Raw genomic sequence first — 11468 nt, 5'->3', positions numbered from 1 at the left:
AGGGTTTTCCCTGAAGAATGCGAATCCGGGGATCGTGTGCGCCGTTCGAACTTCTAGGGAAATCACGTGATTTCCCTCGGCGCCGGGTTCCCGGCTGGATTCCGACGCGTGGTGCCGTGCACTCTCGAAAGGCCCCTGACGCCCCGCGGACAGCAGCGGCGGACAACCGATGACGGGCCGTGAACCCGAAATGTATGACGGAAAGAAGGCTGACGCCATGCACCGTGTGCTGTGTCCGGTCGAGACGCTCTACGTGGGCCAGAGAAGCCGGGCCGTGCTGTCCTGCACCCTGCGCGGACCCGTCGACGTCGCCGCCCTGTCCGCCGCCTTCGACGCCATGACGGAGGCCAACCCGCCCCTGCGGTCCCGTATCGCGCAGGACGGCGCGGGACATGTGCTGCGCCTGCTCGGTGAGGACGAGCGGCCGCGGCTGATCACGCGCACCGGCGACGACGAGGACGAGGCGTACGCGGCCGAACTCAACAGGCCCCTGCCGGTCGGGGGGCCGCTGAGCCGGGCCGTCCTGGTCAGCGCGGCGGACGGCGAGCGCCACCTGTTCGTGCTGGCGGTGGACCACACCGTGACCGACGGTCACAGCAGCATCGCGCTGCACAACGCCCTGTGGGACCGCTACCGGGCGCTGGTCGAGGGGCACCCGGCGGCCGGGGCCTCCGAGGACGGTGCGCCGCGCTGGCCCGAGCCCGTCAGCGGCCTGCTGCCGCCGGCCGACGACGCCGAAACGGCGAAGTACCTCGACAGCCGCCTGGAGGCGGTCCGGCGGAACCCGGCCGAGCTGGTGCCCTACGACGCCGCCACCGGCGAAGGGGCCGGCGCGCAGGGGCACATCGAGGTCCGCCGACTGACCCTGGAGGCGGAGACGACCTCACGGCTGCGGCGGGCGGCGCGCGACGCGGGCGTCTCCGTGCACGCCCTGATCGCCGCGACGCTGCTGGCCACCGCCCGGCGGCGGCTGGGCGGCGAGGGCGCCCGCACCCTCGGCTGCCTCTCCCCCGTCGACCTGCGTTCCCGGCTGTCCCCGCCGGTGCCCACCGCCGCCCTGGTGCCCGCGGTCACCACCCATCTGCAGACCGTGGAGGTGTCCGAGGCCTCCGAGCCGCTGGAGCTGGCCCGGACCGTGCACGGACGCCTGGGCGACTTCCTCGCCCGCGGCGATCACGTCCACGAGATGCGCATCACGCCCGAGATCCCCCGGAACCCGGCTCTGCAACTGGCCACGGTCATCGTCACGAACATGGGCGTCGTCCCCGGGCCGCGGCTGCCGGAGGGGCTGCGGGCGGCCGACGTGCGGCTGGCGCCGGCCCGCGAGCACTACTTCCCGCAGGCGGGCCGCAGCCCCGTCATGGCGTGCGTCGTCTCCTTCGACGGCCGGCTGTCCATCGAGTTCCCGCACTTCACCGCCTGTTTCAGCCCGTCGTTCATGCGGGCGTTCCGCGACGACGTGCGCGCCGGGCTCCTCAGCTTCGCGACCGCGGCGGACACCCGTCCCGCCCCCGCGACCACCGGCTGACCACGGCTCCTTCCTCCTTCCCCTCACCCCCGCCCGGCCGCCGTAAGGAAGCACTGCCCGACATGACCACCGTCAGCGAACTCCCCTCTCCCCTGACGCTGCTCCCCCGAGCCCAGGCGGGCGACGAGCACGCGATGAACCACCTGCTGACCGGCATCACCCCCTACGTGGCACGCATCTGCAGGTCCATCACCCACGACGACGGCGCCGACGCGACGCAGGAGGCGCTGCTGGCCATCTACCGCGGCCTGCGTTCCCTGCGCGAGCCGGCGGCGTTCTACGGCTGGGTGCGCTCGGTGACGGTCCGCGAGGCCGTCCGCACCGCGCGGCGCTACGGCGAGGAGAGCTGCTGCTCGGAGGTGGAGTCGCAGCAGGACGCGAACCCGCTGGACGCGGTGCACATCAGCGACGTGCTGGACCGTCTGTCCCAGGCACACCGGCAGGTCCTCACCCTGCGCGCCTACGGGCTCAACGAGGAGGAGATGGCCCAGGTGCTCGCCCTGCCCGTGGGCACCGTCCGCTCCCGTCTCTTCCGCGCCCGCCGCCGGTTCCAGGAGGCGTGGCAGCCGTCGGCGGCGTGAGTCCGGCGCCGGCGCCCCGGACCGGACCCACGCACGGGCGGCCGTGACGGTACGTCACCGCCACGGCCGCCTCGCCCGGGACGTGCCCGGTCCCGCCGCCCGCTACCGCACGTGCTCCGGGAGGACGCGCGGGGGCCACACGCCCGTGGCGAACATGCCGAGCGCGTGCGCCCGCGCCACGAGAGCGGGGCGGTTGGGCGCGTCGAAGCGGCGCAGCATCTGCCCCACGCGGTACTCGATCCCCTGACGGCTCAGATACAGACGGGAGGCCATCTGCACCGTGGACTCGCCACTCGCCACCCCTTCGAGGACTTGCGCGTCGAGGGCGCTGAGCAACGGCCCGCCGGGAATCGCGCTGCCGGACCGGCGGAGGAAGACGACGAGCCCGGCGGTTTCGCCGGAGGGTTTCCCGACGGCGACCGCGGTGATGTCCGCCGGGAATTCCCGGCCGGCGCCGTCGCGGCCCGTCACCCTTTCCCTGAATCGCCGGCACCGGCCCGTGGAAAGTGCCGTGAACTGTTCCCGCAGGCGTGCGGTGGCGGGTGATCGGAGAAGGTCCAGCATTCCGTACCCGCATATCTCCTCTACGCTGAGGCCGAATTGGCGGGCGAATTCCGGTTCCGCGGCCGTGACGGCCAGGTCCCCGGGGGACACGTGGGCCGTACAGGCGCGTACCGGGGTGTCACCGCCCGGCGCTTCGCCGCCGGTCGCGTCGCGGCGGGCGGGTGCGGCCGGAGCGGCGGCGTTCTTCTTGCGGGGCGAGGCGTCGGGGAAACTCGTGGTCGCCACGGACGTACCGTCCTTCTTCCTGCGCGTGGGGGGCTGGGAAGGGTGTGCGGACGCGGACGGACGGATGCGCTGTGCCTGGGTGTCGGCGAACGTCCCGCCCGGCGCGGGCCGCCACGTCGGCGGCCGGGCCGGGTGCCCGCGTCGTCCCGGATGGCCGGCGGCGAGGCGCCGGAGTCCCGGGGGCGGTCAGGATGGGCAGAGGAGGCGGCGCCGAGGCGGCCGGCGTCTGACTGCCGTGGAAAACGTTGTCACGGCCATTCGATCTCGGTGTCCGTTCCCGGCGTGAAGCCTCCGGGCGGACCGGCGGGCCGTACGTCCAGCCTGCGCCGGGGGCCGGTTCGGGAGCTGCGCAGCACGACAACCTCCACATGACGAAAATGGGATCGCAGCAGGGGATCACCTTCGAGCCTAAGGGGCGTCAATCGCGGTGGCAAGGCTTTGCCAGGTGACGTCGGCTACCTGTCAACTCCTTTACATACGGGCGTCTTTCGGGCACCGGAGGCCGCGATTCGGCCATCGTCGGTGAGGCTGGGGACCATCCCGGCAATGGCCGGTTGACCTGCGCTCAACAAGTTGTCGCCCCTTGCCCGGCTTCCTAGAGTGTTGACAGCTCAGGCGCGCCCGACCGGGCAGGCGAGGACCGGAGCGCTGTACGGCCGCGTCGCCCTCGGGGTCGCGGCACCTCGCCGATCGCGCCGTTGAACCGGAGGGGGAGATGCTCGAACAGCCGCATTTCGGCCGTCGGCTGAAGAGGCTCCGGCTGGCCCGGGGGCTGAGCCAGGCCGCCCTCGTCGGCGACGGCATGTCGACGGGGTACCTGTCCCGCCTGGAGTCCGGGGAGCGTCGCCCCACCGAGCGGGCCGTGTCCTATCTCGCCGACCGGCTCGGTGTCGACGCCTCCGCCCTGACCGGCCCTTCGGACGGCAGGTCCCTGACCGGCGTCCTCGCCGCGGCGGCTTCGGCGCCACCCGGCACGGACGAGACGGCGGCGCTCGGCCGTGCGGTCGAGGAGGACGCGGGGGCCGATCCCGCCGCCCGCTGGCAGGCTCTGTGGCTGCTGAGCCGGGCCGCCGGACGCGATGGCGACTATGAGCTCGAACGCACCCGGCTGCGTGAACTCATCGAGCTGAGCGACCGGTTGGAGGACCCGGAGCTGCGGACCCGGTCGCGCGTCCGGTACGCCCGCTGCACCCGGGCCCTGGGCGACATGCGCGCCGCGGAACCGGCGGCCGTGGAGGCGATGTCGGTCGCCCGCGACGCCCGGGTGCGCGTGCCCGACACGCTGGCCGCCCTGATGGTGCTGATCAGCGTCGAGACGGAGCTGGGCCGGCTGGAGGCGGCCGGGCGGCACGTCGCCGAACTGGAGCGGGACCTGCTGCCCCGGGCGTCAGCGGCCCAGGCGGCCGAGGCGCTGTGGACGGCCGCCGTCGTCAGCAACCGCGAGGGCGACGACGAGACGGCACGGGCCCGGCTGGACCGGGCCCTGGGGCTGCTGCACAGCAGGGACGACCTGACCCTGTGGGCGCGGCTGCGCGCCGCCGCCACCGCCGCCGCGCTGCAGATGTCACCGCCCCGCGTGGCCGCCGCCGAGCGCTGGCTGACCGAGGCGGCTTCCGTGCTGCGGCTGATCGGCACGCCGCTGCAACTCCAGGAGATGCGCGCGCTCCAGGCCCAGCTCGCCTTCCACCAAGGCCGGCTGGACGACGCCCGGACCCTCAGCGAGGACCTGCTCGGCGAGGCGGATCTGCGCCTGTCGTACCGGGACCGGGTGCGGCTGTCCGTCCTCGACGGCCGGCTGAAGATCCTGTCGGGCCGCGCCGACCAGGGCATCGCCGTCCTGGAACGGCTCGGGCAGCAGGCGACGGAGACCCGGAACCTCGACCTGGCGGCCCACATCTGGAAGGCGCTGGCCACCACCCTGGCGGACGTCCGTGCCGCCGAGGCACGGCCGGGCCGGTGAAGGCCTGGACGGCGCGGCGCGCGGGCGTGCAGCGGGCACGCGACCGCGACGCCGCCGAGGAGGGGGGACCCATGACGGCTGCGCCGATGTGGGTGCTCCCCCGCTCCGTCACGGTCGGGCGACTGACGCAGGTGTCACCGGGAGCGCCTCGACCGCACCGGGCGCCCGGCCCCGGCGGCCGGTCGGACCAGGCCGCCCATCTCGCCGGTCTCGCTGCGGCACTGGACGCGGCCCGCGTCCTGCCCCGCCCGGACGGCCTTGCCGCCTTGGCCGGGGACGACCGGCGCGCTCCCTCGACGACCACCCCGCCCGCGGTTCACCGCCGGGCCGGCTGATCTCGTCGGGGGGCGACCGGTCGCCCCGGAGTCTCAGAACAGCCGTTCCTGGCAGGCCTGTCGGGCGGAGCGCGGAGCCGGGCGGCCTCCGCCCGCCGGAGCCGGTTCGTCGCCGAAGAGCGGAGCCGTGCCGCACTCGTCCAGCTCGGCCGGGATCCGCCCGTCCACCTCCGGGCGCGGCGGCGCCTCACGGTCGAAGTCGTCCGGAGTCATGCGCACCCAGTCACGGCCGCCCTGCTCGCCCACTCGCCCTCACCGCCTCTCCCCCGGGTGCGTTCGCGGAACGTGCCCGGGGACCACGTGCTGCCCACCCATGATCAGTTCCACGATCGGGGCACTGCCGAACCCCCGTTGTCCGCGGGGCACACGCGGGACGGCCCTGACGGGCCGCCAGATCGCGCGGACCGACTTTGAACACACTGATGACAAAGTATGGACATGACAAGCGAAAGTCTCCTACCTTTGCGGCGCAACCCGCGATCCACCCCGTGAAAGACCGGAACGATCCGGCACGCTCCGGTCCCCAGCACAGGAGGACCAATGCGCCAACGACCCCTGCGCCGACGGCCCTTGCGCCGACCCCGAAGACACCTCGTCGCGGCACTCGCCTCCGCCCTGCTGGCCGGCGGCGTCCTGGCCGCCCCGGCCGCGGCCGACCCCGCTCCGGCGGCCACCGGCTCTTCCCCGGCGGCCGCCGCCGACCTGCCGCCGCAGGAGCCCGGAGTCACCCTGCGCGTCTACGACGTCCAGGCTCCGCTCAGCAAGCTGTGCACCCTCAAGCCGGGGCAGACCCCCAACCACGACAAGCTCATGCCCACCGTCGACTGGTCCACGGCCGCCGACTTCGGCGGTTTCGAGGACCGGTTCGTCTCCGAGGCGACCGGCTATCTGATCGCGCCCCGCGACGGTTCGTACGTGTTCCGTCTCACCAGCGACGACGGATCCCGGCTGTCCCTCGACGGCTCGACGGTGATCGACCACGACGGTCTGCACGGCGCGGAGCCGAAGGACGGCACCGTCCATCTCACCGCCGGCTCCCACCCGTTGCGCGTCGACCACTTCGAACGGGACGGCGGGCAGCAGGTGCAGCTGGCCTGGAAGCCGCCCGGCGAGGACGAGTTCACCGTCGTGCCGCGCGAGGCACTGAGCACCGACGCCGACGTGGTCCGGGTGACGGCGCCGGGCCGCAAGGAGTGCGAGGCGAGCGGGGACTCCCCCGGCGACGGGCTGCCCCTCACCTCCGTACGCCCCGACCTCGACCTCACGGACCTGCGCCCCGAGGGATTCGAGCCGCAGGTGACCGGCATGGACTGGCTGCCCGACGGGCGGCTGGCCATCAGCACCTGGGGCGGCACTGACAACGTTGCCGGTGAGGTGTACCTGCTCGGCAACGTCACGGGGAAGACCAGCCGCGACAAGGTGACCGTCACGAAGGTGGCCGAAGGGCTGCGCGAGCCCATGGGCATCAAGTACGTCGACGGTTCGCTGTACGTGTCGCAGAAGCACGAGCTGACCCGGCTGGTCGACGAGGACGGCGACGACGTCACCGACACCTACCGCACGGTCGCCACCTGGCCCTACGGCGGCAACTTCCACGAGTTCGCGGTCGGCCTGCTCTACCGCGACGGGTACTTCTACGTGAACCTGTCCGTCGCCATCGACTACGGCGGCGCGACCACCACCCCGCAGCCCGCCCCGAACCGCGGAACCACGTACAAGATCAGCAAGAAGACCGGCCGGATCAGCCCGGTCGCGGGCGGACTGCGCACACCCAACGGGATCGGCTGGGGCCCGGAGGGCGGCCTGTTCACCACCGACAACCAGGGCGGCTGGCTCCCCTCGTCGAAGCTGGTCCAGATCAAGCAGGGCCGCTTCTTCAACCACTACACCGAGCCCGCAGGGCCCTTCGAGTCCTCCCCCGTCACCGCGCCGGTCCTCTGGCTGCCGCAGAACGAGATCGCCAACTCGCCCTCGACCCCGCTGTACTTGAAGAAGGGGCAGTTCGCGGGCCAGATGCTGATCGGTGACGTGACCTACGGCGGCCTCCAGCGCGCCTACCTGGAGAAGGTGAAGGGCCAGTACCAGGGTGCCGTCTTCCGCTACACCCAGGGTCTGGAGGCCGGCATCAACCGCCTCACCCTCGGTCCCGACGGCGCCGTCTACGCCGGCGGGCTCGGCGCCGACGGCAACTGGGGGCAGGAGGGCAAACTCCGCTTCGGGCTGCAGAAGCTGACGCCCAACGGCGGCAACACCTTCGACATCAAGACCATGCGCGCCGTCCCGGGCGGCTTCGACCTGACCTACACCCAGCCCGTCTCCGAGCAGACCGCCGCACAACTCGCCGCGCGCTACCAGGTCGAGCAGTGGCGCTACACCCCGACCAAGGACTACGGCGGCCCGAAGATCGGCGAGGAGAGACTGGCCGTGCGATCGGCGACGCTCTCCGGCGACGGCCGCACGGTCCGGCTGCGGACCGACGGTCTCAAGCCCGGCCATGTGGTGCACGTGCGCTCCCCGCGCCCCTTCACCTCGGCCTCCGGTGAGGCGCTGTGGAGCACCGAGGCCTGGTACACCCTCAACGCCCTGCCCGGGAAGCAGCCGCCGGCCGCCATCCTGTACGAGGCGGAGGAGGCCGTGCTGACCGGTACGGCCGGGATCAACACCGACCACCCGGGCTACTCCGGGAGCGGTTTCGTCGACCGGTACGCCACCGAGGGCAAGGCCGCCACGACGTTCGAGGTGACCGTCCCGAAGAGCGGCACGTACGACGTGAACCTGCGCTACTCCAACGGCCCGAACCCCTTCGCCGGCACCAAGTCCCTCTCCCTTTACGCCAACGGCAAGAAGGTCCGGCAGACGCTGCTGCCCTCCACCGGGGACTGGGACTCCTGGTCCACCCGCACCGAACAGCTGACCCTGCGGGCCGGACGGAACGCGATCTCCTACCGGTTCGACGCCGGCGACACCGGCCACGTCAACCTCGACCTGATCACCGTGCGTCCGCGCGGCGCCGAGGTCGCGCTCTTCGACGGCACCGCCGGTTCGCAGGCGCAGTGGCAGCACACGGACGGGCGGAAGGTGTCCTGGCCGCTTGCGGAGGAGGAGTCGATGGAGGTGTGCTGCGGCGACATCCGCAGCAAGGACGCCTACCAGGACTTCGCGCTGCACCTGGAGTTCCGGGTCCCGCAGCTCCCGCCGGACGTCACCGGCCAGGACCGGGGCAACAGCGGCATCTTCCTCCAGGACCGCTACGAGCTGCAGATCCTCGACTCCTACGGGGACACCTCCCCGGACACCGACGAGGCCGGGGCGATCTACCTGAAGAGGGCACCCGACGCGAACATGGCGACGAAGCCGGAGACCTGGCAGAGCTACGACGTCGTCTTCCGCGCGGCCCGCTTCGACGAGGACGGCGACAAGACCGCCGACGCCCGGGTGACGGTGGTGTGGAACGGCCGGAAGGTCCACGACGACGTCGTCCTCGACGGGCCCACCGCCTCGGGCCGGGCCGAGTCACCGGCGGCCGGGGCGATACGGCTGCAGGACCACGGCAACAAGGTCCGCTTCCGCAACATCACGGTGCGCCCCCTGTAGGCGGCCGCCGTCCCCGCCGACGGCCGGCGGGGACGGACACCGCGGGAGAGAGCAGGGGCTGGTGGCGGCGGCCACCAGCCCCCCTTCCGCACCGGCGGGCCCGCCCGGCCCGTGGGCCCCGCGCCGGTCCGGGCCCGTGTGCGGCAGGATGGGAGGATGCGGACGCGACCAGTGCTGGTCTTCGACGGGGACTGCGGTTTCTGCACCTCGTCGGTGGACGTCGTCCGGCGTCTGGTGCGACCGCGGTGCGAGACGGTGGCCTGGCAGCACGCGGATCTCGCGTCGCTCGGCGTCACCGAGGAGCGGGCTCGGTACGAGGCCCTGTGGGTGACACCGGCCGGACAGGTCTACGGCGGTGTGCGGGCGGTGGCGAAGATCCTGCTGAGCGCGGGCGGGGCGTGGTCCGTCGCCGGAGCGGTGCTCGTCCTGCCGCCCGTGCGCTGGGTCGCCCACGGCGTCTACCGTCTCGTGGCCCGCCACCGCGGACGGCTGCCCGGGGGGACACCGGCGTGCGCGGTGCCCGCGGCGAGGACGCACCGGGCGTAGGCCGCCGGGTGCCAGGCTCCCTCCGCCCGCGCACGGGGAAGTCCCGGGCGCCGCCCAGCCGGCCGAACGGGTGCGCTACCTTTTGCCTTTCCTTGACCGCGATCACTCACGATCTCTCACACCACGGAGCCGGCAATCCCATGAGCGACATCGTCAACGGACTCGGGCGGGCCACCGCTTACGGCGGCCTGGGACTGGTCCTGCTGGTCCTCGGCATCGTCCTGGTCGACGTGCTGACGCCCGGCAAGCTCGGCCGACAGATCTGGGAAGAGCGCAACCGCAACGCCGCCGTGGTCCTCAGCTCGGCGCTGCTCGGCATCGGCGCCATCGTGTTCACCTCGATCTGGACGACGTACGAGGACTTCGGCAAGGGCCTGGTCTCGACCGCGGTGTTCGGTCTGCTCGGACTCGTGATGATGGCCGTGGCGTTCCTGGTGGTGGACCTGATCACGCCGGGGCGCCTGGGCGCGACGCTGGTCGAGACGGAGCCCCACCCGGCGGTGTGGGTGACGGCGTCCTGCAACCTCGCCGTCTCCGCCGTCATCTCCGCGTCCATCGCCTGAGGACGCCGCCCACGCGGGGGCGTGCGAGGCGGGAGCCCCGACGGCCCGGTACCACCGACGCCCCATGGTGGGACCGGGCCGTCGCGCGTCCGTGTGCCGGGCGCGTGCCGCCGCCCACCCTGCCCTCAGGGCCCGCCGTGGGCCTCTTCGGGCCGCCCGGGCCCGCCCTCCACGCTCAGGCACCGCTGCACGGCCGCGTCCAGCTCCCGGCCCACCGGGGACGGCAGGGGCCCGCCGAGCGCCCACTCGATCACCGTCTCCGCCACGGCGTGCAGTTTGACGTTGGCGTGCTGGGAGACCTCACGCAGCACCTCGAACCCGGTGGTGGGCGCGAGCCGGTGGACCGCGACGAGGACGCCGATGGCCTGGTCGACCGTCGCATGGGAATCCACCGCCTGCCGCAACTGGGCGTTCTCCCGCTCCAGATGCGTCGGCGCGGCATCCTCCCCTGCCTCCGGCAGGGACCGTTGCGCTCGGGAAGTCGTCATCACCGGCTCTCCATCGTGAGGTTACGTCTGCTCCCCATACGCCTGCCCACATCGCGAGCCGGGAGACACCCCCCGTCGCACGCCGACGGCCACGAGGCACCCCCGCGGTGGCTACTGCCCTGCCGACGCCCGGAGCGCCTCGACGAGGGTGCGCAGGGCCGGCTGGTCCAGGGCGCTCGCACGGACCACGGCGTGGATCGCCCGGACGGGCTCCGGGCGCCGGACCCGGCGGACGGCGACACCGGGGTGGCGGGCGCTCAGCCCCAGCCGGGGAATGAGGCTCACACCGAGACCGGCGGCGACGAAGCCCTGAGCGGTGGCGTAGTCCTCCGACGTGGTGACGAAGTCCGGACTGAAACCCGCCGCGGCGCAGGCGTCGACGATAGGGGTGAGACAGGGGCCGGGGGGTTCGCTGCCGACCCACGGTTCCCCGGCGAGATCGGCCAGATCGATCACGCGGCCGGCGGCGAGCGGGTGTCCGGAGGGCAGGACCGCCCGGTACGCGTCGTCACTCAGGTGCACCACCCGGATGCCCGGATGCCGGGCCTCGTCCGGCCGCCGGACGACCACGGCCAGGTCGGCGTCGCCCCGCGCCACCTCCGCGAGGGCGTCGTCCGGATCGGCCAGCCTGGGATCGATCGCCACCCCCGGGTGCTCGCGGCGCACCCGGGCCAGCGCGGGCGCCAGCAGGGTCGGGCCGACCGAGGCGAAGTAGCGCAGGGACAGTCTGCCCGCGCGTCCCGCGCGCAGATCGGCCAGCGCGGTCTCGGCCTCGGCCAGGTGCCTGCTGATGACGTCCGCGTACCGGGTGAGCAGCAGGCCGGCCGCGGTCGGGGCGACGCCCCGGCCGACGCGTTCCAGCAGCACGGTCCCGGTCTCCTTCTCCAGCGCCGAGACCTGCTGGCTGATGGCGGAGGGCGTGTATCCGAGGTGTGCCGCCGCGGCGGTCACCGAGCCGCTGGTGATCACGGCGCGCAGCACCTGCATGCGTCTCACATCGAGCATGTAGCCCAACTTAATGGTGGTGCAGAACTTTTCGCTTGTCCTTCAACAGCCTGACGGGGCACCGTTCGTCGGGGCTGAC

10 protein-coding genes are annotated in these 11468 nt (G+C 73.0%); 6 read left to right on the top strand and 4 right to left on the bottom strand.

Annotated features, from left to right (window positions below; translation table 11 throughout):
* Nucleotides 1–217 precede the first annotated feature (217 nt).
* On the top strand, nucleotides 218–1528 hold the full coding sequence (locus tag ACF07N_RS30140; protein ID WP_392118870.1) for a condensation domain-containing protein: 1311 nt from the start codon (nucleotides 218–220) through the stop codon (nucleotides 1526–1528).
* A 62-nt stretch (nucleotides 1529–1590) separates the two neighbouring features.
* Nucleotides 1591–2109, top strand: a complete 519-nt coding sequence (locus ACF07N_RS30135; RefSeq protein WP_383326114.1) for an RNA polymerase sigma factor — start codon at nucleotides 1591–1593, stop codon at nucleotides 2107–2109.
* Nucleotides 2110–2211: 102 nt separating this feature from the next.
* On the opposite strand, the gene ACF07N_RS30130 is transcribed toward ACF07N_RS30135, so the two are convergent.
* On the bottom strand, nucleotides 2212–2763 hold the full coding sequence (locus ACF07N_RS30130; RefSeq protein ID WP_392119499.1) for a PAS domain-containing protein: 552 nt from the start codon (nucleotides 2761–2763) through the stop codon (nucleotides 2212–2214).
* 850 nt (nucleotides 2764–3613) lie between these two features.
* Between ACF07N_RS30130 and ACF07N_RS30125 the strand changes: the two genes are divergently transcribed.
* Nucleotides 3614–4858 carry a helix-turn-helix domain-containing protein gene (locus ACF07N_RS30125; RefSeq protein WP_392118867.1) on the top strand — a complete coding sequence of 415 codons (1245 nt, stop codon included), beginning with the start codon at nucleotides 3614–3616 and terminating at the stop codon, nucleotides 4856–4858.
* A 368-nt stretch (nucleotides 4859–5226) separates the two neighbouring features.
* On the opposite strand, the gene ACF07N_RS30120 is transcribed toward ACF07N_RS30125, so the two are convergent.
* Nucleotides 5227–5439, bottom strand: a complete 213-nt coding sequence (locus ACF07N_RS30120) for a hypothetical protein (RefSeq protein ID WP_383326105.1) — start codon at nucleotides 5437–5439, stop codon at nucleotides 5227–5229.
* Between the two features lie 294 nt (nucleotides 5440–5733).
* Between ACF07N_RS30120 and ACF07N_RS30115 the strand changes: the two genes are divergently transcribed.
* The 3 genes from ACF07N_RS30115 to ACF07N_RS30105 all read left to right on the top strand — a co-directional run bounded on the left by ACF07N_RS30115 (nucleotide 5734) and on the right by ACF07N_RS30105 (nucleotide 9896).
* The gene (locus ACF07N_RS30115) at nucleotides 5734–8787 is read left to right on the top strand and encodes a family 16 glycoside hydrolase (RefSeq protein ID WP_392118864.1); all 3054 of its coding nucleotides are present in this window, start codon (nucleotides 5734–5736) and stop codon (nucleotides 8785–8787) included.
* A 156-nt stretch (nucleotides 8788–8943) separates the two neighbouring features.
* A complete protein-coding gene (locus tag ACF07N_RS30110; protein WP_392118861.1) occupies nucleotides 8944–9333 on the top strand; it encodes a thiol-disulfide oxidoreductase DCC family protein in 390 nt (129 codons plus the stop codon).
* A 140-nt stretch (nucleotides 9334–9473) separates the two neighbouring features.
* Nucleotides 9474–9896, top strand: a complete 423-nt coding sequence (locus tag ACF07N_RS30105) for a DUF350 domain-containing protein (RefSeq protein WP_383326096.1) — start codon at nucleotides 9474–9476, stop codon at nucleotides 9894–9896.
* A 125-nt stretch (nucleotides 9897–10021) separates the two neighbouring features.
* On the opposite strand, the gene ACF07N_RS30100 is transcribed toward ACF07N_RS30105, so the two are convergent.
* Nucleotides 10022–10384, bottom strand: coding sequence for an ANTAR domain-containing protein (locus tag ACF07N_RS30100; RefSeq protein WP_392118858.1), 363 nt, complete (start codon nucleotides 10382–10384; stop codon nucleotides 10022–10024).
* A 111-nt stretch (nucleotides 10385–10495) separates the two neighbouring features.
* Entirely contained in the window at nucleotides 10496–11389 is an 894-nt protein-coding gene (locus ACF07N_RS30095) for a LysR family transcriptional regulator (protein WP_392118855.1), read from the bottom strand.
* Nucleotides 11390–11468: the final 79 nt, after the last annotated feature.

The organism is Streptomyces sp. NPDC015242, from assembly GCF_043079125.1.
GTDB lineage: Bacteria > Actinomycetota > Actinomycetes > Streptomycetales > Streptomycetaceae > Streptomyces.
Note: the sequence above shows the minus strand (reverse complement) of the source record. Positions and strands in the feature narration are given on the sequence as shown.